The 26,920-nt window shown below is 73.4% G+C and carries 23 protein-coding genes; 16 read left to right on the top strand and 7 right to left on the bottom strand.

Going from position 1 to position 26,920, the window contains the following annotated elements; genetic code table 11:
- The first annotated feature begins 66 nt into the window (after positions 1-66).
- From AC1VWI_RS14985 to AC1VWI_RS14970, 4 genes are all read left to right on the top strand, one after another.
- Positions 67-1,068, top strand: a complete 1,002-nt coding sequence (locus AC1VWI_RS14985) for a carbohydrate ABC transporter permease (protein WP_499511501.1) — start codon at positions 67-69, stop codon at positions 1,066-1,068.
- Between the two features lie 53 nt (positions 1,069-1,121).
- Complete coding sequence (locus AC1VWI_RS14980; RefSeq protein ID WP_499511500.1) at positions 1,122-2,042, top strand: sugar ABC transporter permease; 921 nt, start codon at positions 1,122-1,124, stop codon at positions 2,040-2,042.
- 92 nt (positions 2,043-2,134) lie between these two features.
- Positions 2,135-3,766, top strand: coding sequence for a glycoside hydrolase family 13 protein (locus AC1VWI_RS14975; RefSeq protein WP_499511499.1), 1,632 nt, complete (start codon positions 2,135-2,137; stop codon positions 3,764-3,766).
- A 31-nt stretch (positions 3,767-3,797) separates the two neighbouring features.
- Positions 3,798-4,835: a LacI family DNA-binding transcriptional regulator gene (locus AC1VWI_RS14970; RefSeq protein WP_499511498.1), complete on the top strand. Its 1,038-nt coding sequence runs from the start codon at positions 3,798-3,800 to the stop codon at positions 4,833-4,835.
- Positions 4,836-5,149: 314 nt separating this feature from the next.
- Here AC1VWI_RS14970 and AC1VWI_RS14965 read toward each other — a convergent pair whose 3' ends face one another.
- On the bottom strand, positions 5,150-6,607 hold the full coding sequence (locus AC1VWI_RS14965) for a hypothetical protein (protein WP_499511497.1): 1,458 nt from the start codon (positions 6,605-6,607) through the stop codon (positions 5,150-5,152).
- Between the two features lie 327 nt (positions 6,608-6,934).
- On the opposite strand from AC1VWI_RS14965, the gene pulA reads away from it, so the two are divergent.
- From pulA to AC1VWI_RS14950, 3 genes are all read left to right on the top strand, one after another.
- Entirely contained in the window at positions 6,935-12,364 is a 5,430-nt protein-coding gene (gene pulA, locus AC1VWI_RS14960; protein ID WP_499511496.1) for a pullulanase-type alpha-1,6-glucosidase, read from the top strand.
- 546 nt (positions 12,365-12,910) lie between these two features.
- Positions 12,911-13,390 carry a TNT domain-containing protein gene (locus AC1VWI_RS14955; protein ID WP_499511495.1) on the top strand — a complete coding sequence of 160 codons (480 nt, stop codon included), beginning with the start codon at positions 12,911-12,913 and terminating at the stop codon, positions 13,388-13,390.
- A 12-nt stretch (positions 13,391-13,402) separates the two neighbouring features.
- The gene (locus AC1VWI_RS14950; protein ID WP_499511494.1) at positions 13,403-13,753 is read left to right on the top strand and encodes a hypothetical protein; all 351 of its coding nucleotides are present in this window, start codon (positions 13,403-13,405) and stop codon (positions 13,751-13,753) included.
- An 81-nt stretch (positions 13,754-13,834) separates the two neighbouring features.
- Here the strand turns inward: AC1VWI_RS14950 and AC1VWI_RS14945 are convergent, their stop codons facing one another.
- The 3 genes from AC1VWI_RS14945 to AC1VWI_RS14935 form a co-directional block, all read right to left on the bottom strand.
- Positions 13,835-14,341 carry a GNAT family N-acetyltransferase gene (locus AC1VWI_RS14945; RefSeq protein WP_499511493.1) on the bottom strand — a complete coding sequence of 169 codons (507 nt, stop codon included), beginning with the start codon at positions 14,339-14,341 and terminating at the stop codon, positions 13,835-13,837.
- Positions 14,338-15,216 (bottom strand): hypothetical protein, encoded by an 879-nt coding sequence (locus tag AC1VWI_RS14940; RefSeq protein ID WP_499511492.1) that lies wholly within the window; start codon positions 15,214-15,216, stop codon positions 14,338-14,340. The genes AC1VWI_RS14945 and AC1VWI_RS14940 overlap by 4 nt, the downstream gene beginning before the upstream one ends.
- A gap of 121 nt (positions 15,217-15,337) precedes the next feature.
- The gene (locus AC1VWI_RS14935; protein WP_499511491.1) at positions 15,338-16,012 is read right to left on the bottom strand and encodes a Tat pathway signal sequence domain protein; all 675 of its coding nucleotides are present in this window, start codon (positions 16,010-16,012) and stop codon (positions 15,338-15,340) included.
- Between the two features lie 278 nt (positions 16,013-16,290).
- Here AC1VWI_RS14935 and AC1VWI_RS14930 point away from each other — a divergent pair, with 278 nt between their 5' ends.
- From AC1VWI_RS14930 to AC1VWI_RS14920, 3 genes are all read left to right on the top strand, one after another.
- Positions 16,291-17,088: a TetR/AcrR family transcriptional regulator gene (locus AC1VWI_RS14930; protein WP_499511490.1), complete on the top strand. Its 798-nt coding sequence runs from the start codon at positions 16,291-16,293 to the stop codon at positions 17,086-17,088.
- 188 nt (positions 17,089-17,276) lie between these two features.
- Positions 17,277-17,933: a DUF6230 family protein gene (locus AC1VWI_RS14925; RefSeq protein WP_499511489.1), complete on the top strand. Its 657-nt coding sequence runs from the start codon at positions 17,277-17,279 to the stop codon at positions 17,931-17,933.
- On the top strand, positions 17,933-18,373 hold the full coding sequence (locus AC1VWI_RS14920; protein WP_499511488.1) for a DUF6114 domain-containing protein: 441 nt from the start codon (positions 17,933-17,935) through the stop codon (positions 18,371-18,373). The genes AC1VWI_RS14925 and AC1VWI_RS14920 overlap by 1 nt, the downstream gene beginning before the upstream one ends.
- Here the strand turns inward: AC1VWI_RS14920 and AC1VWI_RS14915 are convergent.
- Positions 18,357-20,327, bottom strand: a complete 1,971-nt coding sequence (locus tag AC1VWI_RS14915) for a hypothetical protein (RefSeq protein ID WP_499511487.1) — start codon at positions 20,325-20,327, stop codon at positions 18,357-18,359. The two genes, AC1VWI_RS14920 and AC1VWI_RS14915, sit on opposite strands and share 17 nt — an antisense overlap.
- A 119-nt stretch (positions 20,328-20,446) precedes the next feature.
- Here AC1VWI_RS14915 and AC1VWI_RS14910 point away from each other — a divergent pair, with 119 nt between their 5' ends.
- Both AC1VWI_RS14910 and AC1VWI_RS14905 read left to right on the top strand, forming a co-directional pair.
- Complete coding sequence (locus AC1VWI_RS14910; protein ID WP_499511486.1) at positions 20,447-21,610, top strand: hypothetical protein; 1,164 nt, start codon at positions 20,447-20,449, stop codon at positions 21,608-21,610.
- Between the two features lie 23 nt (positions 21,611-21,633).
- Entirely contained in the window at positions 21,634-22,158 is a 525-nt protein-coding gene (locus AC1VWI_RS14905) for a DUF1203 domain-containing protein (protein WP_499511485.1), read from the top strand.
- 66 nt (positions 22,159-22,224) lie between these two features.
- Here the strand turns inward: AC1VWI_RS14905 and glnII are convergent, their stop codons facing one another.
- Positions 22,225-23,244, bottom strand: a complete 1,020-nt coding sequence (gene glnII, locus AC1VWI_RS14900) for a glutamine synthetase (RefSeq protein ID WP_499511484.1) — start codon at positions 23,242-23,244, stop codon at positions 22,225-22,227.
- 218 nt (positions 23,245-23,462) lie between these two features.
- On the opposite strand from glnII, the gene AC1VWI_RS14895 reads away from it, so the two are divergent.
- Genes AC1VWI_RS14895 through AC1VWI_RS14885 form a run of 3 tightly spaced genes read left to right on the top strand, consistent with a single transcriptional unit; the run spans position 23,463 to position 25,169 of the window.
- Positions 23,463-23,837 carry a 5-carboxymethyl-2-hydroxymuconate Delta-isomerase gene (locus AC1VWI_RS14895; protein WP_499511483.1) on the top strand — a complete coding sequence of 125 codons (375 nt, stop codon included), beginning with the start codon at positions 23,463-23,465 and terminating at the stop codon, positions 23,835-23,837.
- A 2-nt stretch (positions 23,838-23,839) separates the two neighbouring features.
- Positions 23,840-24,709, top strand: a complete 870-nt coding sequence (locus AC1VWI_RS14890) for a Gfo/Idh/MocA family protein (protein WP_499511482.1) — start codon at positions 23,840-23,842, stop codon at positions 24,707-24,709.
- Between the two features lie 58 nt (positions 24,710-24,767).
- Positions 24,768-25,169 carry a hypothetical protein gene (locus tag AC1VWI_RS14885; protein WP_499511481.1) on the top strand — a complete coding sequence of 134 codons (402 nt, stop codon included), beginning with the start codon at positions 24,768-24,770 and terminating at the stop codon, positions 25,167-25,169.
- A gap of 6 nt (positions 25,170-25,175) precedes the next feature.
- Here AC1VWI_RS14885 and AC1VWI_RS14880 read toward each other — a convergent pair whose 3' ends face one another.
- The gene (locus AC1VWI_RS14880; protein WP_499511480.1) at positions 25,176-25,799 is read right to left on the bottom strand and encodes a hypothetical protein; all 624 of its coding nucleotides are present in this window, start codon (positions 25,797-25,799) and stop codon (positions 25,176-25,178) included.
- Between the two features lie 71 nt (positions 25,800-25,870).
- Between AC1VWI_RS14880 and AC1VWI_RS14875 the strand changes: the two genes are divergently transcribed.
- A complete protein-coding gene (locus tag AC1VWI_RS14875) occupies positions 25,871-26,881 on the top strand; it encodes an NADPH:quinone reductase (protein WP_499511479.1) in 1,011 nt (336 codons plus the stop codon).
- Positions 26,882-26,920 lie beyond the last annotated feature (39 nt).

Raw genomic sequence — 26,920 nt, 5'->3', positions numbered from 1 at the left:
GCATGCCCCCCGGCCGTGCGGGGCGGCCGTACCACCCTTAGCGAACCTCTCGAAAAGGTGCCGAAGATGACCGTCGCCGTCCAGGGCGGGACCCGGAAGACCAAGCGTGGCGAGGCGCCGCGCCCCGGTCCGCTCAGCCGCATCCGGCAGTCCTACAACCGCAACTGGTATGCCTGGGCCATGGTGGCGCCGGTGGTCGCCGTCATCGGCCTGCTGGTGCTCTACCCCCTGGTCCGCGGCATCTACCTGTCGCTGACCGACGCCAACAGCCAGAACGTCGGCCGGACGATCGGCGTCAACCACATCCCGGACTCCTTCTCCTGGGTGGGCCTGAAGAACTACACGGAGATCCTCTCCGGGGCGGACCACCAGTTCTGGCCGCACTTCACCTGGACCATCGTGTGGACGGCCGTCTGCGTCACCCTGCACTACGGCCTCGGCCTCGGCCTCGCCATGCTGCTGAACCGCAAGATCCGCGGCCGCACCTTCTACCGGCTGGTCCTGATCCTGCCCTGGGCCGTGCCCACCTTCGTCACCGTCTTCTCGTGGCGGCTGATCCTCGCCGACGACGGCGGCATCCTGAACACGGTCCTGCACTCGCTGCACCTGCCGACGCCCGCCTGGCTGAGCGACCCCTTCTGGCAGAAGACCGCGGCGATCATGGTCAACACCTGGGTCGGCGTCCCCTTCATGATGGTCTCGCTCCTCGGCGGTCTGCAGTCGATCCCCTCCGAGCTGTACGAAGCCGCCGAGATGGACGGCGCCACCCCCTGGCAGCGGTTCCGCTTCGTGACGCTCCCGGGCCTGCGCTCGGTGAGCAGCACGGTGATCCTGCTCGGCATCATCTGGACCTTCAACCAGTTCGTCGTCATCTTCCTGCTGTTCGGCGCGAGCGCGGGACAGGACGCCCAGATCCTGGTGACCTGGGCCTACCGGCTCGGCTTCGGACAGGACCCGCGTGACTACGCCGGTTCCGCCGCCTACGGCGTGATCATCCTGTCCATGCTCATCGTCTTCGCCTCCGTGTACCGGCGCTGGCTCGCCCGCTCCGAGAACGCGGCCGCCTGACGGCCGCCCCCGGCCAGGACATCGTCATGACGCAAGAGAGGGCAGCCACCCCCATGAGCACCACCGCAGACCTCCCCGCCACGGGGGCCGACCAGGGCGCGACCGCCGCCCCCGCCCGCGCGGCCGTGCGCCGGCGCACCGGCCGCGGCGAGCGCAGCCGGGGCGCGTCCGTGCTGATCCACGGCGTGCTGATCACCGCGAGCCTCATCGCGGCCTTCCCCGTGCTGTGGATCGCCTGGGTCTCCTTCGGCCCCGACAAGACCGACTTCCTGCACCCGGCCGACATCGCCGGCAAGTTCAGCTTCGAGAACTACACCAAGGTCCTCGGCGACACGAACTTCCTGCAGTGGTTCCTGAACTCCATGATCGTCGCCCTCGGCACCTGCGTGCTGGGCGTGTTCATCGCCGCCAGCTCCGGCTACGCGGTCTCCCGGATGCGCTTCCCCGGCCACCGGCAGCTGATGTGGATCTTCCTGGTGACCCAGATGTTCCCGGTCGCCATCCTCATGGTGCCGCTGTACAACATCCTGGCCGACCTGGGTCTGCTGGACACGTACTGGGCGCTGATCCTGGTCTACTGCACCACCGCCGTGCCGTACTGCGCGTGGCTGCTCAAGGGCTACTTCGACACCATCCCGCAGGAGATCGACGAAGCCGGACGGGTCGACGGCCTCACCCCGTTCGGCACCTTCTACCGGCTGGTCCTGCCGCTGGCCCGTCCGGGCCTGGCGGTGGCGGCCTTCTACACCTTCCTCACGGCGTGGGGAGAGGTCGCCTACGCCTCGGTCTTCATGCTCGGCGACGACAAGTACACCCTCGCCGTCGGACTGACCACCTTCATCAGCGAGCACGACAACCAGTGGGACCTGATGGCCGCCACGTCCGTGCTCATCGCCGTCCCCGCGTCGGCCTTCTTCTACGTCGTCCAGCGGCACCTGGTCACCGGCCTCACCGCCGGCGCGGCCAAGTCCTGACCGTCGTCCGACCCGGGGCACCCGGCCCACCGGCCGGGTGCCCCGGCCTCGCCCCCTCGCCGCACGAGCAACCACTTTTCCAAGGGATCACCATGACCCAGTACCTGGCGGACTCCACCCGTCACCCCCACTCCTGCGACCAGCCCGTGGCCACCACGGACTGGTGGAGAGACGCGGTCATCTACCAGGTCTACCCCCGCAGCTTCGCCGACGGGAACGGCGACGGCATGGGCGACATCCCCGGCGTCCGCGAGCGGCTCCCGTACCTGCGCGACCTCGGCGTCGACGCCGTCTGGCTGAGCCCCTTCTACGCCTCGCCGCAGGCCGACGCCGGTTACGACGTCGCCGACTACCGGGCCATCGACCCGATGTTCGGCACCCTCCACGACGCCGACGGCCTGATCCGCGACGCCCACCGGCTGGGTCTGCGGATCATCGTCGACCTGGTACCGAACCACTCCTCCGACCAGCACGAGTGGTTCAAGCAGGCACTGCGCGAGGGCCCCGGCTCCCCGCTGCGGGCGCGCTACCACTTCCGCCCCGGCAAGGGCGAGAACGGCGAACTGCCCCCCAACGACTGGGAGTCCATCTTCGGCGGGCCGGCCTGGACCCGTGCCGCCGACGGCGAGTGGTTCCTGCACCTGTTCGCGCCCGAGCAGCCCGACTTCAACTGGGAGCACCCGGCCGTCCAGGACGAGTTCCGCTCGATCCTGCGCTTCTGGCTCGACATGGGCGTCGACGGCTTCCGCATCGACGTCGCGCACGGCCTGGTCAAGGCCGACGGCCTGCCCGACATCGGCGCCCACGAGCAGCTCAAGCTCCTTGGCAACGATGTCCTGCCCTTCTTCGACCAGGACGGCGTCCACGAGGTCTACCGCTCGTGGCGGCGCATCCTCGACGAGTACGACGGCGAGCGCATCGCCGTCGCCGAGGCCTGGACCCCCACCGTCGAGCGCACCGCCAACTACGTCCGCGCCGACGAACTGCACCAGGCCTTCAACTTCCAGTACCTCGGCACGAAGTGGGACGCCGTCGAGCTGCGCGAGGTCATCGACCGCTCGCTCGACGCCATGCGCCCGGTCGCCGCGCCCACCACCTGGGTCCTGTCCAACCACGACGTGGTCCGCCACGCCACCCGGCTGTCCCCCGACGGGAAGGACTACGACCTGCGCCGCGCCCGCGCCGCCTCCCTGCTGATGCTGGCCCTGCCCGGCTCCGCGTACGTCTACCAGGGCGAGGAACTGGGCCTGCCCGAGGTCACCGACCTGCCCGACGAGGCCCGTCAGGACCCGGCGTTCTTCCGCGCCGCCGGCCAGGACGGCTTCCGCGACGGCTGCCGCGTGCCGATCCCGTGGACCGCGGAGGGCAGCTCGTACGGCTTCGGCAGCGGCGGCAGCTGGCTGCCGCAGCCCGGGGAGTGGGCGGGCCTCAGCGTCGCCGCGCAGACCGGCGACCCGGACTCCACCCTGGAGCTGTACCGCTCCGCCCTGCGGCTGCGCCGCGAGCGGGACGGCCTCGGCGCGGGCGAGTCGGTCCAGTGGCAGGACGCCCCGCAGGGCGTGCTGTCCTTCCGCCGGCCCGGCTTCGCGTGCACCGTCAACACCACCGGCGCTGCGGTGACGCTGCCCGCGCCGGGCGAGGTGCTGCTGGCCAGTTCCCCCGTGGAGGTCACGGCGGACGGGGTCGTCCTCCCGGCCGACACGACCGTCTGGTGGGCCGTTTGACGTGCGGCGCGGTCGCATAGGGTCGGGGACTGTGAACACCACCGCTCGACTTGCCGACATCGCGGCCCAGGCGGGGGTCAGCGAGGCCACCGCCAGCCGCGTGCTGAACGGGAAGGCGGGGGTCGCCCCCGCCACCCGGCAGAAGGTGCTGGCCGCACTGGACGTGCTCGGCTACGAGCGTCCGGTGCGGCTGCGCCAGCGCAGCGCCGGCCAGATCGGGCTGATCACCCCCGAGCTCAACAACCCGATCTTCCCCGCCTTCGCCCAGGTCATCGAGCAGAACCTGACCGGCTACGGCTACACCGCGGTGCTGTGCACCCAGCACCCCGGCGGCTCCACCGAGGACGAACTGGTGGAGGCGCTCGTGGAGCGCGGGGTGCGCGGCATCGTCTTCCTGTCCGGGCTGCACGCGGACGTCACCGCCGACCCCGAGCGCTACGCCCGCCTGCTCGGCCAGGGCGTGCCCTACGTGCTGGTCAACGGCTTCAACCCGGCGATCGCCGGGCCGTACATCTCGCCGGACGAGCGCGCCTCGGCGCGCATCGCCGTCCAGCACCTGGTGGAGCTCGGCCACCAGCGGATCGGCCTGGCCGTCGGGCCCAACCGCTTCGTGCCGGTGCACCGCAAGGTCGAGGGCTTCGTGGAGTCGCTGGGCAGCCTGCTCGGGCTCGGCGAGGAGGCGGCCGCGGAGTACGTCCAGCACACCCTCTTCTCCGTGGAGGGCGGCCACGCGGCCGCCGGGGCGCTGCTGGACAAGGGCTGCACGGGCATCGTCTGCGGCAGCGACCTGATGGCGCTCGGTGCGGTGCGCGCGGTGCGGGAGCGGGGGCTGACCGTCCCCGGGGACGTGTCGGTCGTCGGCTACGACGACTCGCCGCTGATCGCCTTCACCGACCCGCCGCTGACCACGGTCCGCCAGCCGGTCGAGGCGATGGGCGCGGCCGCGGTGAACGCGCTGCTGGAGGAGATCGGCGGCAACCCGGTGCAGCGTGCGGAGTTCGTCTTCCAGACGGAGCTGGTCGTCCGCGGCTCCACGGGCCAGGTGCCCGGCGGCGGCAGGCGTTCCTGATCGTCCCTCGTGGTCTCTGATCGTCCCCGGCCGTTCCTGATGCGCGGCGGGTGTTGAGGCGGGCCCTGGACCTGCCCCGGGCGGGGCGCAGCGGGGTGGCTTCGTCGGTCCTGGGCCCGCCTCCGTCTCGGTGGCGACCGGTCCAGCCGGCCGGGCGCGTGGGACCCGCCGTCAGGGGCGGACCCCCGGCCGGCCGAACCGGGCTGAAGAGGAACGTAACAGCCGCTCCGGGCAGGACGGAAGGCCCCTGCAGAAACTTTCTGCAAGATTCTGCAGGGACCTTTCGGAAGGGCGGGACCGCAGGTGGGAGGGGGTCAGGGTGCGATGCCCACGCCGTCCAGACGGCTCCACATGCGCTCCTGGGCGGCGGACAGCGCCGGCCAGTGCCGCGCCCCCGGGCGGGGGTACACGCGGGAGGCGTAGGGGCGCGGGACGTACCCCGGTTCGAAGAAGCACCCCGTGCCGTAGGTGGCGTCGAACGCCGGGCAGGAGGCCGCCACCGAGGCCGGCGTGGGCTTGCGGCCGGTCCGTGCCCAGGTCGCCAGTGACCGCATCGCGGCGGCGTACTCCGCGTCGCTCAGCTCGCTGTGCTCGCTCTCCCGCGTGAAGTTCTGCACCAGCAGCTGCCCGCGGTGGGCGCCCTCCAGGGAGGCCCGGTAGGCCGCCTCGTGCTCGACGAAGGCGGTCGGGTCGTCGATGGCGTGGACAGTGAGCACGGGGATCGACACGGCGCCGGTGACGTCGCTGTCGTAGGACAGGTCCCGGCGGGCCGTGGGGTCGGCGGTGAAGCGCTCCACGCCCGCGTTGAGCGCCGCGTCGTCGTGCGAGCCGGTGTAGCGGACGGTGCTGTTGCCGAACGGGTTCCGGCCGCCGAGCCGGTCGTGCACGATGTCGCGGAAGGTGAAGGTCGCGAACCGCAGGTGCGATTCCAGCGTCCGCTCCGGGATCCCGGTCACCGCCAGGATGTCGTCGAGGTTGCGCTGCTGCAGGGCGGTGCGCTCCTGCGGGGGCGAGGCGTAGCCGGTGCACTCCTGCAGGCGGGAGCGCAGTCCGGTGGTGGTCATCGTCGAGTCGGCGCGCAGCCCCATCCACAGCGGGTACGGGGGCTCGGTGGGCCTGGGGTGGTTGCGGCAGTAGTACTGGTAGACCACCCGCAGGTCCACCCGGTAGTCGTAGCCGCGTGAACCGCCGCCCAGGACGCCGCTGGTCAGCAGGGCGCCGTCGTAGGGCGCATGCCGGCCGGTGCCGTAGACCTCGGCGACCTTGGCCGCCACGTCGCCGCCCCAGGACTGGCCGTGGACGAAGGTCCGGCGCGGCGTGCCGAAGCGGTCCACGAACAGCCGCCGCACGTTCTCGGTGTCCTCCGCCGCCATCCGCGTGCCGTAGCCGCCGCGGCGGTAGGAGGAACCCGCCCAGGCGTAGCCCTCCTTCACCATGACCGACCAGCGCGCCAGGTCCCCGGTGCTGCGTTCGGGGTCGGAGGTGTCGCCGAGGTCGGGGCCGCCGTGGGCGTGGACGACCAGCGAGCCGTTCCAGTCGTGCGGGACCGCCATGGCGTAGAAGGCGCCGTTCGCGTCCTGCCCCCGGTAGCAGGTGGCCTCCGCCGCCAGCTCCGCCGGGCAGTCGGCGGGGGCGGGCCCGTCGGCCGCGGACGCCGGTACGGGCCCGGCCAGGGCGGTGGCGAGGAGGGCGGCGACGCCCGCGATCGTCACGGAGATGCGGTGTCGTGCGGATCCGGACCGGGGGCGGTGGGGGGAGTGCCCGGTGACCATCGTCTCGTCCTTCCGTCGTCGTCCGGCGCTTCGTTGCGCGGGCCCCGATGCTTGGGGACGGAGGCGGTGGGGGTCCAGAGCCGTGGCCTTTGCGTTCATAGTGTTCGGCGACCGGCCGCGGCGGACCGGGATGTGACGAGGCGTCATCTGCACTCCGTCGTCGCGGAGGGTGCCACGTTGGAAATCCTTGCGACATCTTGCTGTAAGCCGCGCGTAAGAGGTACGGTCCCGCTCACGGTCCGGCACTGCCGCCGGGCCACGGCTCATGGCGCGTGGGCTCCCAGAGGTACAACCGTCCGCACACGGATTCCGCAAGGAGAACACCCCGTGGCCCAGCACACCGGGCTGCCCGCGTCCGCGCGTTCACGCGCGCGCAGACACGGAGCCGCAGCCGTCGCGGTGGCGGCCCTCGCCGCCGCATTCGCCGTCCCCGCCTCGGCCCCCGCCGCCTCGGCGGCGGCCCCGCCCCCGCCGCCCTCCGACGCGGCGCTCGCCGCGCAGCCCGCGCGTCACGACCTCACGCGGGAGCAGTTCTACTTCGTCCTGCCGGACCGTTTCGCCAACGGCGACGCGTCCAACGACAGGGGCGGTCTGACCGGCACCCGGCTCAGCACCGGCTACGACCCCACCGACAAGGGCTTCTACCAGGGCGGCGACCTCAAGGGCCTCACCCAGCGGCTCGACTACATCAAGGGCCTCGGCACCACCGCGATATGGATGGCGCCGATCTTCAAGAACCGGCCCGTGCAGGGGACGGGGGATCAGGCCTCGGCCGGCTACCACGGTTACTGGATCACCGACTTCACCCAGGTCGACCCGCACTTCGGCAGCAACGCCGACCTCAAGGCGCTGATATCCAAGGCCCACGCCAAGGGCATGAAGGTCTTCTTCGACGTCATCACCAACCACACCGCCGACGTCGTCGACTACGACGAGAAGTCCTACGGCTACCTCTCCAAGGGCGCGTTCCCGTACCTGACGAAGGACGGTGTGCCCTTCGACGACGCCGACTACGCGAAGGGCGGCAAGGGCTTCCCCGCCGTCGACCGCGACTCCTTCCCCCGCACCCCCGTCGTCACCGCGAACAGCAAGGTCCCGGCCTGGCTGAACGACCCGACGATGTACCACAACCGGGGCGACTCCACCTTCGCCGGCGAGAGCTCCGACCAGGGCGACTTCTCCGGTCTGGACGACCTGTGGACCGAGCGGCCCGAGGTCGTGGAGGGCATGGAGGAGATCTACGGGAAGTGGGTCCGCGACTTCGCCGTCGACGGCTTCCGCATCGACACCGTCAAGCACGTCGACCTGCCGTTCTGGACCCAGTGGGCCACGGCGCTGGACGCCTACGCGGCCAAGCACGGCCGCAAGGACTTCTTCATGTTCGGCGAGGTCTACTCCGCCGACACCGCCATCACGTCCCCGTACGTCACGCAGGGCCGCCTCGACTCGACGCTCGACTTCCCCTTCCAGGACGCCGCCCGCCAGTACGCCTCCCAGGGCGGCTCCGCGGCGAAGCTGGCCGGGGTCTTCGGTGACGACTACCGGTACACGACCGACAAGGCCAACGCGTACGAGCAGGTCACCTTCCTCGGCAACCACGACATGGGCCGCATCGGCACGTTCCTGAAGCAGGACAACCCGAAGGCCGACGACGCCGAACTCGTGCGGCGGGACCGGCTCGCCAACGAGCTGATGTTCCTCTCGCGCGGCAACCCGGTCGTCTACTACGGCGACGAGCAGGGCTTCACCGGCGCCGGCGGCGACAAGGACGCCCGCCAGACGATGTTCGCGTCCAAGGTCGCCGACTACCTCGACGACGACCAGCTGGGCACCGACCGTACCCACGCGAGCGACGCCTACGACACCGGCTCACCCCTCTACCAGGCGATCGCGAAGCTGGCCGCGCTCCGCAAGGCCCACCCGGCGCTCGCCGACGGTGTCCAGACCGAGCGCCACGTCGCCGACGGCGCCGGGATCTACGCCTTCTCCCGCACCGACGCGAAGACCCGCACCGAGTACCTCGTCGCCGTCAACAACGCGACCGAAGCGCGGACCGCCGACGTCCCCACGGGCTCCGCGAACACCGCCTTCACCGCCCTCTACGGCACCCAGGGCTCCGTCACCAGCGGCGCCGACCGGAAGATCGGCGTGACCGTCCCGGCGCTGTCCACCGTGGTCTACAAGGCGGGCAAGCCGCTCGGCGCCCCCGCCGCCCGGCCGTCCCTCACGCTGAAGGCCCCCGCCGCGGGTGCCACCGGCACCGTCGAGCTCTCCGCCGACGTCGACGGCGGGCAGCTCAACCGCGTGGTCTTCGCCGCGCAGACCGGCAACGGCCCGTGGAAGGTCCTCGGCTCCGCGGACCACGCGCCGTACAAGGTCACCCAGACGGTCGGTGACGACGTGACGCCCGGCACCGCGCTGCGGTACAAGGCCGTCGTGATCGATTCCGCAGGCCGCACCGCGAGCGCCACCGCCGGGACCACCAGCGGCACCCCGGTTCCGCCGCAGACCCCGGTGGCGAGCAGTCGCGACTACGCGATCGTCCACTACAAGCGGGCCGACAACAATTACACCGACTGGCGCCTGTACGCCTGGGGCGACATCGCCGACGGCGAGGGCACCACCTGGCCCGCCGGGCACGACTTCGTCGGCCGCGACGCCTATGGCGCCTTCGCCTATGTGAAGCTCAAGCCGGGCGCCTCCAGCGTCGGTTACCTCGTCATCGACAAGGACGGCACCAAGGACGTCGGCGCCGACCGGTTCATCGACGTCACCAAGAACGGCGAGATCTGGGTCGAGCAGGGCAAGGAGGCCGTCGCCACCCAGGCCCCCTCCGGCACCGAGCCGGGTCAGGACAGGACGAAAGCCGTCCTGCACTACCACCGGGCCGACAACGACTACACCGGCTGGGGCCTGCACACCTGGACCGGCGCCGCGAACCCGACCGACTGGACCGCCCCGTTGCAGCCGGTGCGGACCGACGCCTACGGCGCCGTCTTCGAGGTGCCGCTCGCCGCGGGCGCCACGTCGCTCAGCTACATCCTGCACAAGGGCGACACCAAGGACCTGCCCGCCGACCAGTCGCTCGACCTCGCCACCTACGGACACGAGGTGTGGCTCCTGAACGGCACCGAGAAGTACCTCCTGCCCTCCACGTCCGGCTCCTCCGCCGACCTCGACCTGTCCTCGGCCAAGGCCCAGTGGATCGACGCCGACACCGTCGCGTGGAAGACCGGCGACACCGCCGCCAGTCACCAGCTCGTCTACGCCCCGGACGGCGGCCTGACGATCAAGGACGGTGCACTCTCCGGCGAGGGTCACTGGCTCCGCCTGGACCGGGTCGGGGGTGGCCTGACCGACGCCCAGAAGGCCCGCTTCCCGCACCTGAAGGACTACGCGGCCTTCACGATCGACCCGCGCGACCGCGACCGGGTCCGCACCGCCCTCACCGGCCAGGTCGTCGCCACGCAGCGGCTGGCCAATGGGGCGTTGCTGTCCGCCACCGGCGTCCAGATCCAGGGCGTACTGGACGACCTGTACGCCGCGAAGGCGACCAAGGCCGTCCTCGGCCCGGTCTTCTCCGGCGGCAGGCCCACGCTCTCCGTATGGGCCCCGACCGCCCAGTCCGTCGCCCTGGACCTGGACGGGCGCACCGTCCCGATGCGGCGCGACGGCTCCACCGGCGTGTGGAGCGTGACCGGTGAACGGAGCTGGACCGGCAGGCCGTACCGCTACGCCGTGAAGGTCTGGGCGCCCAGCGTCCAGAAGGTCGTCACCAACACCGTCACCGACCCCTACTCGGTCGCCCTGACCGCCGATTCGAAGCAGAGCCTTGTCGTCGACCTCGACGACAGGGCGCTCGCCCCGGGCGGCTGGTCGCACCTGGCCAAGCCCAAGGCCGTGGGCCTGAACAACGCGCAGATCCAGGAACTGCACATCCGGGACTTCTCCGTCGCGGACGCCACCGTCCCCGCCCGGGACAAGGGCAAGTACACCGCCTTCACCGACACCGGCTCGGCGGGGATGACGCACCTGAAAGCGCTGGCGAAGTCCGGGGTCTCCTACGTCCACCTGCTGCCGGCCTTCGACTTCGCCACCGTCGCGGAGAAGAGCGCCGACCAGGCCACCGTCGACTGCGACCTGGGCGCCTACCCGGCCGACTCCGACCGGCAGCAGGAGTGCGTGGCCGCGGTCGCCGCGAAGGACGCCTACAACTGGGGCTACGACCCCTTCCACTACACCGTCCCCGAGGGCTCCTACGCCACCGACCCGGACGGCACGCGGCGCACCGTCGAGTTCCGGAGGATGGTGCAGGGGCTCAACCAGGCGGGCCTGCGGGTCGTCATGGACGTGGTCTACAACCACACCGCCGCGAGCGGCCAGGACGACAAGTCCGTCCTCGACCGGATCGTGCCCGGCTACTACCAGCGCCTGCTGGACGACGGCACCGTCGCCAACTCCACCTGCTGCTCCAACACCGCCACCGAGAACGCGATGATGGGCAAGCTGGTCGTCGACTCGATCGTCACCTGGGCCAAGGAGTACAAGGTCGACGGCTTCCGCTTCGACCTGATGGGCCACCACCCCAAGGCGAACATCCTCGCCGTCCGCAAGGCGCTGGACGCGCTGACCCCCGCGAAGGACGGCGTCGACGGCAAGAAGATCATCCTCTACGGCGAGGGCTGGAATTTCGGCGAGGTCGCCGACGACGCCCGCTTCGTGCAGGCCACCCAGAAGAACATGGCCGGCACCGGAGTCGCCACCTTCTCCGACCGGGCCCGCGACGCGGTCCGCGGCGGCGGCCCCTTCGACTCCGACCCCGGCGTCCAGGGCTTCGCCTCGGGCCTGTTCAACGAGCCCAACGGCTCCGCCGCCAACGGCAGCGAGGCCGAGCAGCGAGCCCGCCTGCTGCACTACCAGGACCTCATCAAGGTCGGCCTCACCGGCAACCTGAAGTCCTTCTCCTTCACCGACAGCAGCGGCAAGGAGGTCAGCGGCGCCGAGGTCGACTACAACGGCTCACCCGCCGGATACGCGGACGCCCCCGGCGACGCCCTCGCCTACGCCGACGCCCACGACAACGAGGCCCTGTACGACGCGCTCGCCTTCAAGCTGCCCCAGGGCACCTCGCCCGCCGACCGGGCACGCATGCAGGTCGTCGCCGAGGCCGTCCCGGCCCTCTCCCAGGGGCCGGCGCTCTACCAGGCGGGCTCGGACCTGCTGCGCTCCAAGTCCCTGGACCGCAACTCGTACGACTCCGGCGACTGGTTCAACGCCATCCACTGGGACTGCTCCTCGGGCAACGGCTTCGGCCGCGGCCTGCCCCCCAAGGCCGACAACGAGTCCAAGTGGTCCTTCGCGAAGCCGCTGCTGACCGCGGACACGCTCCGGGTCGGCTGCGCGCAGACCACCGCGGCCTCGGCCGCGTACCAGGACCTGCTGCGGATCCGCTCCACCGAGCCGGCCTTCGGGCTGACCACGGCGGCGCAGGTCCAGGAGCAGCTGTCCTTCCCGCTCTCGGGCGAGCAGGAGACCCCCGGCGTCATCACCCTGCAGCTGGGCCGGCTGGTGGTGGTCTTCAACGCGACCCCGAAGGCCCAGGACCAGCGCGTCGGCGCCCTGTCGGGGAAGGGCTACGCCCTCCATCCGGTGCAGGCCGCGGGCTCCGACGCCGTGGTGAAGCGGGCCTCCTACGACGCCACGTCCGGCACCTTCACCGTGCCGGGCCGCACCGTCGCGGTGTTCGTCCGGAAGTAGCGAGCACGTTCCGTGACCGCCCGGTCGGCGGCCCGCTCTCCGCGGGTCCCGGCCGGGCGGTGCTGCGTACGGGCGAAGTGGGTGGCCATCCGGATGAATCGGCGGCGCGTCGGTCCCGGTGGGTGATCCGCCAGGGGTACGTATCCGCGCGGCTCCGGTGACGCACGGTGATTTCCGTCCCGGGAGGCCTCGTTCCCGTCGTCCCTTGAGGACCCTTGAAGCGGCGCCAGCGAATATCGCTTTCCAGCCTTCCCGCCCTGCTCGTCCTGCTCGTCGGCACCCTCCTGGGTGCGGTCGTCCCCGCGCACGCCGACGACTGGGGGCCGGGCGCACAGCTCGCGGCCCACCACGACCGCCCCGGGGCCGGCCCCGGATCGGGCCCCGGCTCCGGTCCTGGTTCCGGTCCTGGTTCCGGTCCTGGTTCCCGCCCCGGCTCCGGCCCCGGAGCCGGCCCGGTCGTGGGCGCTCCCGGGCGCCTTCCCGGTGGCCCGGAGAACCCGCGCATCTGCATCGGTGCCACCTTCACCGACCGCAAGTTCTTCTGCGGTGACCCCCGGCTCGGTCCGCGGCAGTTGCCCACCAAGGGCCTGCTCGGCGATGGTGGCCGACTACCGGCGCCTCGACGGGCAGAACGCCAACGGCTTCCTGCGCACCTGGTTCGACTTCACGACGAACAGCTACAAGTTCCCGCCCAACGACGGCTTCCTCCCGGGCGGCCCCGTATCGGTCATCAACCTCGCCGTGGGGCAGAAGATCGACCGCTTCGGCGGCGAGGGCGGACGGTTCCTCGCGCCCGCGGGCTCGCCGTACTCCCAGCGCTCCATCGCACCGTCCAACCTCAACACCTTCGACCCGGGCTACCCCTTCAACTACCACCTGTACAAGGTGGTCAGGCCGTTCGCGGTCTCCGCGGGAGTCGTGGCGCCCTTCTACGGGCAGCCGGGCAACGGGCTCCAGTACGTGCTGCCGATGAACGACAGCGTGCTCAACCACATCAACAACGGCGAACTCATCCGGCTGAACTGACGGGCCCCGACCATGGACCGGCGTGAACTGTGCGAGGCCCTCGCCTCCGCGGGGGTGCCCGGCGGGCTGTACGAGGTCCCCGGCTTCCACGAGTTCGACCTGCGGCCCCCGGACTTCAGGTACCTCCGGCAGGAGGGAGGGACCTGGGTGGTCGGGAACTACGAACGCGGGGTGCACGACCCGCACCGGCGCTTCGACACCGAGGACGCGGCCTGCCGCTACCTCTACGACCGGCTCACCGACCTGGGGCCCGGCCCGGGCCCCGGCTCCGACGAGGAGATGGAGGAGGTGCTCCGCGACCGGGAGGAGATCCGGCGCGCGGCCCATGATGCCTATGAACGGGCCCGGCGCCGGGAGACCTGACCCGGCACCCCCGTGAGCCGCACACCGCGGAGCGGCCCGCCCCCGACCTCCGGGCGGGCCGCTCCGCCGCGTTCCGTGCGCCTACAGCTCCTTCTCCAGCAGGGTCACCGCGTACGGGCTGCCCTTGCCGCTCTGCTTGTGGGGCTGCTCTCCCACGACGGTGTAGCCCGCGCCCTCGTAGTACGCCCGCAGCTGCGGGTTGGCCGCCACGCAGTCCAGCCGCGCGTACGGGCGGCCGGACTCGGCGATGCGGCGCTCCGCCCGGTCGAGCATGGCCCGGCCGGTACCGCGCGGGGCGGTCGTCCGGTCCACCATGAGCCGGTGGACGTAGCCCGCGTCCGGCGGACGCACCCCCCAGGCGTGCTCGTCGTCCCACCACAGCTCCCAGGCGCCGACCACCCGGCCCTCGCGTTCGGTGAGCCAGACCTCGCCCGCCGCCATGCGCGTGCGGAAGTGGCCCTCGTCCATCTCGCCGGGCTTCCACTGGTCGATGCCGTGCTCCTGCATCCAGCGGGCCGCGTCGTCCCGGAGGCGGACGAGGAGGGCGGCGTCGTCGGGCAGTGCGAGGCGGAAGGAGAGGTCGTTCATGCCTCCATTGTCAGGGAACCGTTCCCGGGCCATCGCTCGGCCGGTCCCGCGAGGGCGAGGCCCACCAGGCCCATGCCGACGAGCCCGAGCATGCCCAGCACGTACAGCCAGGCGAAGGCCGAGCCCCAGTCCATGGCACCGGGGTGGGTGAGGACCGCCAGGAGCGAGAAGGCGCCGACCGCGGCGTAGCCGGCCGCGCCCGCGCGCATCCGCTCCGGATCGCCCTCGCGCAGCGCCCACAGCGAGCCGAGGCCGAAGGTGAGCGTCCACACGCCCAGCGCCCGCAGGTCGAGGTCGGTCACCGGCCACGGCCACACGCCGCGCAGCGCGCCGGGCACCGCGAGCATGGCCGCCCCGAGGCCGCAGCCCACCAGCGCCACCCAGGCGACGGGCACCCCGGTGAAGAGGTCGGCCGGCCCGGACCGCGGCGGGTCGCCGCCCGGAGCGCGGGACTGTACGGCCAGCAGGACCAGCCCCACGACCGGCATCACGGCGTGGACGGCGAGGAAACCCCACGCGCCGAGGAAGCCGCCGATCTCCCCCTCGGTCAGGTGCAGGCGGTCGTGGTGCAGCACGGCGACGCCCAGCATGAGCAGCAGCTGGGCCAGCGAGGTGTACGCCACGATCCGCACGTCCACCCAGCGCCGCAGCCGCAGCCCCACCGCGAACAGGGCCACCCCGGAGGCGTACGCGGCACCGAGGGTGGCCGCGGTCAGCGGGGAGCGGACGGTCCAGGCGAAGTACGCCGCCGTGCCGCCGGCGAACAGCAGCAGGAGCAGCGCCAGGTAGCCGCACGCGAGCATCAGCGGCACGAAGTACAGCGCGCGCAGCGAGGGCCGGACGGCGCGCCCGGGGATGTCCGCGGGAGTGGTCATGGCACGACAGGGTGCCGCATCGCCGCCCGGAACTGAACCCTTCGGCAGGAAGGAGTTACCAAGGGTACGGCCAGGTCCGGGCGGCTCGCGGCGCCGCGTGGGGGGTGGCGCGGCGGTCCGGTCAGTTCACGAAGACGGCAGGGCCGCCGTCCTGGCCGGAGTCGGTGACCGGGGCGTACTTCGCGGTGAAGAACCCGTTGGCGAAGCAGAGCGAGGAGCCGGAGGCCTTGGTGAACTGCTGGGCGGCGAAGGTGATGCTGTTGTCGGTGTTGTCCGCCGTGCCGGTCAGGCTCGCCGCCCGGTAGACGCAGGTGACGGTGCCCAGCAGGGTGCGCAGCACGACCGTGGTCTGGACCGTCGAGCCGTCGGCCGGGGAGACGGTGACGACGCCGTCGGAGGAGACGGCGGAGGTGTACGGCAGGTTGTTGACCGTGATGCTCGTGACGCCCAGCACGCCCACGACGTTGCTGCGGCAGCTCGCGCTCGGGAAGGTGTGCGCGGTGACCGACTCGGTGGCGGTGCCCGGGGCGGCGGGGTTGTCGGTGACGGTCGCGACGAAGGTCGACTCGGAGCACGTCACGCCGCTGGTGCCGGTGGCGCTGGAGTAGAGCGTGGCGCTGGTGCCGGGGGCCGGCGAGGCGCTCAGCACGTCGCCGGCCGCGACGGGGGCGCCGCCCGGGGCTCCGGTGGTGAGCACCGGTGCGTCCGCGGCGGAGGCGGGCGCGGCGGCCTGCAGTAACGAGAGCGCGGCGGCGGTGGCCGTGGCGGCCAGCGCGAGGGCGGGACGAGTGCGCATGCGGGTGCCTCGTTTCGGTGTGGGGGGAGGGTGGGGGGACGTGGGGGACCGCACCGGGGACCCGTACGGGGTCAGGTGCGGGACCGCGGCCGGGGAGCTGCGGGCGACGGTGGCGGGGGTCCGGAATCGGCCATGCGCACGTGCTCCTCGTCACGGAGTGGGGCCGGGAGGATGTGCTGCGGTGGAGAACGGGTCCGGCGCCACGGACCCGTGGGAAACCTGCGAGAGTTGTAAACCTGACGAGTATTCAGTGTCAAGGACCCGGAAGGAAGTTCGAGATGACCGCGGTTCCCTCGCCACCGCCGCCCCTCGTCCTCCCCGGCACCAGGACCGGCCGCGATCCGGAGCGCTCCATCCGCCGCGGACCCCGCCGCGTGCCGGCCGAGGTGGTCGCGGCCACCCAGCGCGACCGGCTGCTGGACGGCATCGTCCGCACCGTGGCGCAGAGCGGCTACGCCAAGGCCCGGATCAGCGACATCTGCCAGGCCGCGGGCGTGACGAGGCCGGTGTTCTACGAGCAGTTCCGCGGCAAGGAGGACGCCTTCCTGGCCGCCCACCGCCACGGCACCGGACTGGTCGTCGCCTCCATGGAGGCCGCCTCGGAGGCCGCCGGCGACTGGTCCGCCGGGATCCGGGACGCCCTCGGCGCGCTGCTCGGCATCCTCGCCGGGGCGCCCGCCTTCGCGACCATGGCCGTGGTCGAGATCGACGCCGTGGGGGAGGCCGGGCGCGAGGAGCGCGATGTGCTGCTCGCCCGGTTCCGGCGCTTCTTCACCGCCGCGGACGGCGCCGCCGGTGCCGTAGGGGCCCCGCCGGAGGTCGCCGCCACCGAGCTGGTCGACGCCGTCGTCGGCGGGGTGTACGCGAGCATCTACCGGCGGATCGCCGCAGGTGGCGCCGCCGAACTGCCCGCACTGCTGCCCACCTTGAGCTACTTCGTCCTCGCGCCGTTCCTCGGGCCGGAGGCCGCCGCGGCACGGCTCGCCGAGCCGCGGCCACCCGCCCGCGCCTCCTCGTCGCCCTGCCTGGCGCCCGCCACGCCCCTCCGTCACAGAACCGACGCACCGTCACCATGAGCCGTGCACAAGGCCCTTGACCCGGTTCCTACCCGGTTGTAACTTCCACCCCGGCCACTGCGCCGTACCGTGAACGCCCTCGTGCCCCGCCGGGAGGCGCCGGGGACGGACGTGCGCAGCCGCTGTCCGCGCCAGGACACCGCGCCAGTCAGCTCGTTCCTCCGCATTCGCATGTCCTGGGAGCAGCCATGGCCTCGTCCGAAGAGCCCGGAACCACCGGCGCCGCCACACCCGTCACACCGGCCACCCCCGAACGGCCCGGCCGCGTCCGCTGGCGCCGCGCCGCCGCGATGGCCGTACCCGCCGCCGCGATCGGCGCCACGCTCATGGTCCTCACCGCGCAGGGCGCGCTCGGCGTGCAGTTCGCGATCTCCGGGATGCCGTTCACCGTCACCGCCACCGAACTCAAGGGCGAGGGCTTCGCGCAGTTCGGCGGCCTCGACTCGATGGCCGAGGGCAGCCCGAACACCGGCGACACCGGCGGCCAGGTCCTGGTCGTCGTCTCCGCGATCAGGAAGGCGACGCTCACCGACCTCTGCCAGAGCGTCGACCTCGGTGGCACCAACCTCGTCATCACGGCGGGCGGCGGCGCGGAGAAGGTCACCGCCCGCGGGCTGACCACCGACTCCACCGAGCTGTCCGGCGACGCCGCCTTCGACGGCATCGAGATCGGCAACGACGCCAGCACCCTCGACAAGGCCGGCGTCCAGGGCCCGATCGGCGTCTTCAGCCAGCAGTCCGACACCGTGACCATCGACCACCTGCGGCAGACCAACTACGCCACGACGGCCGCGGTGTTCAAACTGCCCGGCCTGAAACTGAAGTTCAGCGGCGAGGGCTGCTGATGGCCGGCTTCCGTCGCTGGCGCGGCCGCCGCCCGTTCTGGGGAGGGGTCCTGCTGACCCTCGGCGGCGCCGAGATCCTGGTGACCGAGAAGGCCGCGCTGCCCGTCGTCCTGCACATCGGCGCGCAGGGACTGGCCGGTTACCTGCTGCCCGGGCTGATGGCGATCTGCGGGCTGCTGATCCTGCTCAACCCGGCCCAGCGGCTCTTCTACTCGATCGTCGGTGTCCTGCTGGCCCTGGGCAGCTGGGTCACCTCGAACCTCGGCGGCTTCTTCGTCGGCCTGCTGCTCGGCGTCGCAGGCAGCTGCCTCGCCTTCGGCTGGCACCCCGACGGGGGAGCACCGCGCCGCGCCCGCTCCGCGCGCGGCGCCCCGGCGGCCGCTCCTGGCGCGGAGCAGGCCACCGGGGCGGGGGAGGGCGGCCTCAGCGCAGCGTCGTGAGCGCCGCGCCCGAGTCGAGCACCGCCGACAGCTCGGCCCGGGCGCCCTGTTCGGCCCGCACCGCCATCGTCGGGCCCTTCGAGGCGCCGGTCACGCCGCCCGTGGCCTTGATCCGCGTCACGTCACGGCTGCCCGCCGCCAGCAGGTACCAGTGGCCGGCGGTGGACTTCCACAGCGCCCCGGCCAGCACCTGCGGCACCGCCCGGCCGCACGCCCCGTTGTCCCGGCCGCTCTGGCCCACCGGTGCGCCCGGGGTGCCCGGCTCGGACACCGGGGGCAGGAACAGTGCCAGCGCCCGGCCGTCCGTGCCGCGCCAGGTGTCGGCGCGGGCGCAGACCCACGACGCCTGCCCGTTGTCCTCAGGCAGCCGCTGCGTCGCGTACCGCCAGACGTTGACCGACCGGGTGCCCAGGCCGCTCATGGAGGAGAGGTTGCAGGCCGTCCTGGCCACGTTCGCCAGCGCCGTGGGGCCGGTCGCCTCCAGCGGCGTGGTGTATACGGCGGGCTGGTACGTCAGGTGCGCCGGCACGAGGTCGCCGAGGTCGGTGAGGAGGAACGGCCGGTCCACGCCGAGCCCGCCGGCGGCCCGGAACTGCAGCGCGGGCCAGGTGTCCCCGCACACCCCGGGACGGCTGTCCGCACCGGGCATCCGCACCGGCTCGGTCACCCCGTCCGCCGTGCGGTCCAGCTTCGCCGGGGCGCGCCCCGGGTCCCGCAGGTCGCGGGAGGCCGCCTCGGTGACCCAGGGGGCGGTCAGGAACCTGGTGTTGCCGTCCGTCCGGCCCAGCACCACGGCCGCCGTGGTCACGCCCGCGCCGTCCACCCGGGCGAAGTCCAGGGCCGCCGAGCCCCCGCCGTCGCGCGGCTCGGCGTAGCGCACCAGCCGCAGGCCGTCGTACATCAGCACCACGGTGGCGCCGTCCACGTCCCCCGCGTACAGCAACTGCGGCTGCTGCGCGGGCAGTCCCTCGGCGGTGCCCTTGGTGGCCGACACGGCGACGTTGCCGGAGGGGTGCGCCCACACCGCCATCGCCCGGCCCAGCAGCGCCCGGTCGCCGGCGCGCCCGCCGCGGGCCGGCCAGGCCGTGAAGTCCACCCGGGAGGCGCGGGTCCACGCGGTGTCCTGCACCCGCACCAGCTTCGCCGGGTCCAGCAGATCCGCGGTCCCGTACGCGCCCCCCGGCGACCCGCCCGCCGCGTACGGGTCCTGCCCGCCGGTCAGCACGGCGACCAGGGTCGCGGTCACGGCGATCGCACCCGCCGCGATGAGGCCCACGCGCACGTGCTGCCGCCTGCGCAGCAGATCCGTCGGCCGGGCCTGCACCGTGCACGGGTCGAACCCGGTGCCGCCCAGCAGCAGTCCCTCCGGCACCGCCTTGGCGGCCTTCAGGGCGCCCCGCGGGTCGGCCACCCCGGCGGCCACCAGCAGCCTGCGCACCTCGCGGCCGTCCGCGTGCCGGGGCCGCTCCAGCTCCAGCAGCGCGTAGGCCGCCCGCCCGGCCGCGCTCAGCCCGGACAGCGCCCGGTCCAGCTCCGCCTCGTCCGTCCCGGTCGCCTTGGTGTGCAGCCGCAGGCCCCAGACGTACGGCGCCGGACCGCCCACCACCGTCCTGCGCAGCCGGCCCCGCCAGCCCCGCTCGCGGCCGAACGCCAGTGCCGTGTCCAGCACTTCCTGCCGCACCAGGGCGTACGCCGGGTCCACGGTCCCCCGCGGCCCGGGGACGTCCACCACGGCGGGGTCCGGCTCGCACGGCGAGCGCGGCAGCACGCCCTGCGTCAGGGTGTGGGCGGTCAGCACCCTCCGGTGCCGGCCGAGCGACGGCGGCAACGTCAGGTAGGCCAGCCGGACCAGGTGCGGGTAGTTCTCGACGAGTGCGGCCTCCGCCTCCTCGACGTCCACGATGACGGCTGCGCCGTGCCGGGGACGGGTGGCGGTCGCGTGCTGGGCGTTCACGTTCCGTAGAACGAGTGAATCCTGGGATGGTCACCCCGCCACCGCGCGCCGCCCCGGTGCCGGAGCGCCCAACCGGCCTGCGAGCAGGCGTTGTCGGTGCCCCGCGCCATGATGGCCGCATGCACGAGACGGACTGGGCACGGCTGTTCCACGCCTACGGCGCCGCCACGGACACCCCGCGGCATCTGGCCGCCCTGCGCACCGGCCGGGAGGCGGACGTCCGGGCCGCCCTGGAGCACCTCAACGGGGCGATCGTGCACCAGGGCACACCCTGGCCGGCCACGCCGCCGGCCGTCCGCCAGGTCGCTGAGCTGCTCGCCGGGGAGCACCCGGCCGCACCCAGGCAGGCTCTGCTGGCCTTCCTGCGGTACGCGGCGGAGGCGGCGCCCGGCCCGGCGGAGGCGCAGGAGTGGCGGGCGCGGGCGTTCCCCGCGGACGGGGCGGCGGCCGACGCCTGGCAGGAGGCCTGGGCGAACGCGGACGAGGAGGAGCAACAGGCCCTCTGGGACGACGAGATGGCCGACCTGGCGGTCGTCCGCGCGGCCGTGGGGGTGTACGACGCCCTGCCCGCCGTCCACGCGGCAGCCGCCGTCCACCTGACCGACCCCGACCCACAGGTGCGGACCGCCGCGGCCGCCTGCGTGGCGCGCACGGCCGCGCACCCGGCGCTCGCCGGCCGCAGGGACGAGGTCGTCCGGGTCCTCACCGCTGCCTCGGCCACGGCCGGGACGGACGAGCGCGCCGCCCTCGCCGTCCACCTGGGGGAACTGGGCGAGGCGCCCCGGGCCCTGCTCGCCGACCCCGAACCGGCCGTGCGGGTCTGCGCCGCGCTCGCCCCCGCCCTCGACGGCGACGAGGACGCGCACACGGTGCTGCTGGACGCCCTGCGCGACCCGGCCGCGCTCGACGCGGCGTTCGGCCGCAGGCCCGCCACCTTCACCGGCCGGCCCCGCTTCACCGTCGCCGCCGCACTGTGCCGGCGCGTCACCGACCCCGAGCGGCTGCTGCCCGCGGCCCTCGCCGTCCTGCCGCTGCTCGCGTGGCGCCACCCCGACCCGGACATCGGCCCCTACCTGCCCCGGTTCTTCCCCGACGGCTGGCCGGCGGCCCACAGCGCCACCCCGGCCCAGCGTGCCTACGCCGGTGCCCTGGCCGCGCACGACACCTTGTGGGATCCGCGCGGCGGCAACCGGGGTGCCCTCCTCGCCCGGCTCGGGCTGCCCGGCGACCGTGCCGCGTGGCGGGCCCTGAGCACGACGTCCGAATCCCGCCGGACCTCCTGAGCGGACCGGGCGACGCTGGGGGCATGGACACCCATCGCATCGCGTACGAGGTCCGGGCCCTCGACCCGGCCGTCGCCGAGGAGTTGCGGGGCGGCGACGACGCCGGTCTCGTCCCCCGCCCCGAGCCGGACCCGGAGGGCGGCGCCCCGCTCCGCTGCTGCCTGCGGCACAGCGCGCCGGGGGAGCGGGTCGCGCTGGCCGCCTACGCGCCGCTGCGCCGCTGGGCCGCCGCGACCGGGGCCGACCCCGGCCCGTACGACGAGACCGGGCCGGTCTTCGTGCACGCCGCCGCGGAGGACTGCCCCGGCCCGCCGGACGCCCCCGGCTACCCCGCGGCCCTGCACGGCGAGCGGCGGGTCTTCCGGTGCTACGACGCCCGGGGCCGCATCCTCGGTGGCCGGCTGGTCCGGCTGACCGCGGACGAGGTCGCCGCGGGCGCCGCCGACGCCGTCCTGGCGGCCCGGTTCGCCGATCCTCGGGTCGCCCTGGTGCACGTACGGGCCGTGGAGTACGGCTGCTTCCTCTTCGAGGCCGTCCGCGTGCCGTGAACGTGCCGTGGACGCGCCGAGGGCGCCCGGCGTGTGGACGGGCGCCCTCGGGGATGGTGCGGAGCGTCAGACGAGGTCGGCCTTCTCCAGCGCGGAGCAGCAGGTGTCGACGATGAGGCGGGTGACGACGTAGGGGTCGACGTTGGCGTTGGGCCGACGGTCCTCGATGTAGCCCTTCTTGTCGACCTCGACCTGCCACGGGATGCGGACCGAGGCGCCGCGGTCGGAGACGCCGTAGCTGTACTCGCTCCAGGGGGCGGTCTCGTGGGCGCCGGTCAGGCGGGCCTCGACGCCGGAGCCGTATTGCTTGATGTGCTCCATCGGCTTGTCGTCGCGGCCGAGGGCCTCGCAGGCCTCGATGATCGCGTCGTAGCCCTCGCGCATGGCCTTGGTGGAGAAGTTGGTGTGCGCGCCCGCGCCGTTCCAGTCGCCCTGGGCCGGCTTGGGGTGGAGGGTGGCCGAGACGCCGAACTCCTCGGCGGTGCGGTAGAGCAGCCAGCGCGCGACCCACAGCTGGTCGGCGACCTCCAGGGGGCTGAGCGGGCCGACCTGGAACTCCCACTGACCGGGCATGACCTCGGCGTTGATGCCGGAGATGCCCAGGCCCGCGGCGAGGCAGTTGTCGAGGTGCTGCTCGACGATCTCGCGGCCGAAGATCTCGTCGGCGCCGACGCCGCAGTAGTAGCCGCCCTGCGGGGCCGGGAAGCCGGCCTCGGGGAAGCCCAGCGGGCGCGAGCCCTGGAAGAAGGTGTACTCCTGCTCGATGCCGAACAGCGACTCCTGGCCCGCGAACCGCTCGGCGACCGGGCGCAGCAGGGCACGGGTGTTGGAGGGGTGCGGGGTGTCGTCGATGTTGAAGACCTCGCACAGCACCAGCAGGTCGTCGCCGCCGCGGATCGGGTCCGGGTACGTGGCGACGGGCTTGAGCACGCGGTCCGAGCTGTGGCCCTCGGCCTGGTTGGTGCTGGAGCCGTCGAAGCCCCACACACCGGGCTCCGCGCCGTCGGCGAGGATCTTGGTCTTCGAGCGCAGCTTCGCGGTCGGCTCGGTACCGTCGATCCAGATGTACTCGGCCTTGTAGCTCACGGGCGTCATCCTTGTTGGCGTGGGCCTTGCGGGTGGGTGGTGTTGCCGCTGCAGCCTCACAACCTGCGATTTCGCATCCATTGCCCGTGTGTTAACCCGATGTGAACGCGCCGCCGTCCCACCTGCCGGACACCCCGGCAGGGCCTGCGGAAGGCCCTCCACCGCCCCGGGGGCGGGCCCTCGCGGACCGCCGTGACCAGGGACGTAGGGTGTGTGCCATGCCTCACATCACCGTGGACTACACCGGCAACCTCGCGGACGCCTTCGACCGGCGCGGCTTCGCGACCGCGTTGCACCCGCTGGTCGCCAAGACCATCGACACCAGGGTGGAGGCGTGCAAGACCCGCTTCCGCCGGTCCGACGAGTACGTCCTCGCCGACGGCGCCCCCGAGCACGCGCTGGTTCTCGTCCAGGCCGCCGTCCTGTCCGGGCGCACGCCCGAGGCCAAGACGCAGCTGAGCGAGGCCGTCCTGGAGCTGGTGCGGGAGCACCTCGCGCCGACGCCGGGTCTGAGCGTGCAGACCGCCGTCGACGTCGTCGACCTCGACCGCACCTGGTACCGCAGCCACACCGAGCCGGCGGGGGAGCGGTGACCATGCGCATCGGACTGCTCGGCACCGGCCCCTGGGCGGAGATCGCCCACGGCCCCGCCCTCGTCGCCCACCCCGAGGTCGAGTTCACCGGGATCTGGGGCCGCCGCCCCGAGGCGGCGGCCGCACTCGCCGCGACCCTCGGCACCCGCGCCTACGCCGACGTGGACGAGCTCATCGGCGACGTGGACGCGGTCGCCATCGCCCTGCCCCCGGACGTGCAGGCCCCGCTGGCCGCGCGTGCCGCCGCGGCCGGCCGACACCTGCTGCTCGACAAGCCGGTCGCGACGACCGTGGCCGACGCCCGCCGTGTCGCCGACGCCACCGAGGCCGCCGGGGTCGCGTCGGTGGTCTTCTTCACCCTCCGCTTCGACGCCACGAGTTCCGCCTGGATCGACGAGCAGGCCGCCGTGGACGGCTGGTTCACCGCTCGTGCGGAGTGGTTCGGCTCGGTGTTCACCTCCGGCGACAGCCCCTTCGCCGCGTCCCCCTGGCGGCGTGAGAAGGGCGCCCTGTGGGACGTCGGGCCACACGCGCTGTCCGTGCTCCTCCCGGTCCTCGGGGACGTCACCGCGCTCACCGCCGTCCAGGGACCCGGCGACACCGTCCACCTGGTGCTGCGGCACGACGGCGGCGCCTCCAGCACGGCGGCGCTCAGCCTCACGGCCCCGCCGGCGGCCGCCGGCATGACCGTCGAGCTGCGCGGCACCTCCGGGGTCGTCTCGCTCCCCGGTCGCGCCGACGGTCCCGTGCCCGCCTTCGGCAACGCCATCGACGCCCTGCTCACGGCCGTGCGCACCGGCGTCCCCCACCCCTGCGACGCCCGCTTCGCGGCGCGCGTGACGGAGTTGCTGGCCTCGGCCGACCCTGCGTGACGCGCCGTCAGGGGCAGGACCCTGGCGGGCGACTTGCGAAGTGCCTATCGTTTTGGGTATGGCAGCGGACTGGTGGTCCATCGAAGTCCTCAACGCCAGCACATCCGCCGCGGCATGGCGTGACGCGTATGCGCCGACGCTCGTGGAGTCGGCGGTCACCAACCGTGCACTGGCGTGGGAATGGCACTCGTACGGGTGGGGCGTCGTCTTCGAGTTGTGCTTCCGTGAAGAGGAGCACTGGCTCGCATGGCGCGCCCTGCCCGGCACTCGCGCGGCGCTCGACGCCGTCCCCGATCCGGTCTCCGGCGTCCTGGTCCACCGCGGTCGCGGCGGCACCAGCGGAGCCTTCGTCCCCCGCTCCCCGCACCGGTCGCCGGGCGCGGCCGCGGTGGGTCTCCCCGATCCGCCGCCGGAACCGTCCGGCGCCGCCGTCCTGTGCGAACGGGCGGCGCGCGCGTAACGCCCCTCAGCACGCGCCCCGCCCCGCCCGCATCTGTCGTGGCCACGCCTGGCCCGTGGTCTCCACGGCCGCGGCCCGCAGCAACTCGAGCACGGCGGCGGCGGGATGGTCGGTGAACACGGGGAACCGCCACCGGTGGTACTCGTTCCAGTAGCTCACCGCGCGGCGCTCGGTGACGGCGAGGAACTCAGGGTGTTCCGCGGCGAACCGCCCGTACACGCGGCGTGCCTCGCTCTCCGGCGCCAGGGCCCCGGTGAGCCGTGCGCGGAGGTCGGCGACGATCTCCAGCACGTACTCGCCGGTGAGCCGCACCACGAACGGCACCGCCCAGGGCTCGGCCACCCCGGCCACGTGCGCCGCGTGCCGTTGCCGTACGTACCCGTCGGGGTGCAGCGCGTACAGGCAGTGCAGGACGAGGCGCTGCCGGGGGGTGAGGGCGGCCGGCACGTCCGGGTCCGGTTCGCCGCGGTAGAGGCGCACCGGCATCCGCACATCGCCGTGAGCCTCCCAGCGGGGGTCGTCGTAGGGCGGGGGCGGTGGCAGCAGGGCTGCGACGGCGCGCACGTCCGGCGCGAGCGTGGCCGGGAACGCCGCCTCCAGGGACGGCGGACCGGCAGGCGCGGCGGGCACGGGCCGACCTTACCCGGACCGGACACCCGTGCGGCGGGAAGAATGCGCCCCGGCGCCGCCTTGTACGGATCATGAAGGCCATCGTGTACACGGAAGGCGGCGGCCCCGAGGTGCTGCGCCTGACCGAGCGGCCGCTGCCGCAGCCGGGTCCGGGCGAGGTACGGGTACGGGTCGAGGTGTCGGGGGTCAACCCGACGGACTGGAAGTCGCGGCGCGGCGGGCCGCCCGCCACGGTCGCGGAGCAGGTGCCGAACCAGGACGGGGCCGGGGTGGTCGACGCGGTCGGGGAGGGCGTCGACCCCGGACGGACCGGTGAGCGGGTGTGGCTGTGGGAGGCCGCCTGGCAGCGGGCGGACGGCACCGCCCAGGAGTACGTGACGCTCCCGGAGGCACACGCCGTGCCGCTGCCCGCGACCGCGTCCTTCGACACCGGCGCGAGCCTCGGGATCCCGGCGATGACCGCGCACCGCGCGCTGACGGTGGCGGAAGGCGGCCCGGCCCGGCTCGCCCCGGGCGTCCTCGGCGGCCGGAACGTCCTGGTCGCGGGCGGGGCGGGCGCGGTCGGCCACGCGGCGATCCAGCTCGCGCGCTGGGCGGGGGCGTTCGTCGTGGCCACGGTCAGCAACCCCTACAAGGCGGAGCTCGCCCGTGCCGCGGGGGCGCACCACGTCGTGGACTACACGGCCCCCGACCCGGCCGCGGAGATCCGCCGCGCCGCGCCGGAGGGTGTGGACATCGTCGTGGAGGTCGCCGTGGCGGTGAACAGCGGGCTCGACCTGGCGGTGCTGGCGCCGAACAGCGTCGTCGCCTACTACGCGGACAACGGCGGCGCCGAGTTCACGCTGCCGGTCAGGGAGACCTTCGCGCGCAATCTTCGCTGGCACGGCGTGCTCGTCTACACCATGCCGGACGCCGCCAAGCGCGAGGCGGTCGCGGCCGTCACCGCGGCCCTGCGGGACGGCGCCCTGCGGTCCGGCGAGGAGTCGGGGCTGCCGCTGCACCGCTTCCCGCTGGAGCGCACCGCCGACGCCCACGCGGCGGTGGAGGAGGGCGTCGTCGGCAAGGTCGTCGTGGACGTGTAGGCCGCGGGGGCGGCGGGCGGCCGTCCGGGCTGTCGCGTT

It is taken from the genome of Streptomyces sp. TOM-9, assembly GCF_056858595.1.
Note: the sequence above shows the minus strand (reverse complement) of the source record. Positions and strands in the feature narration are given on the sequence as shown.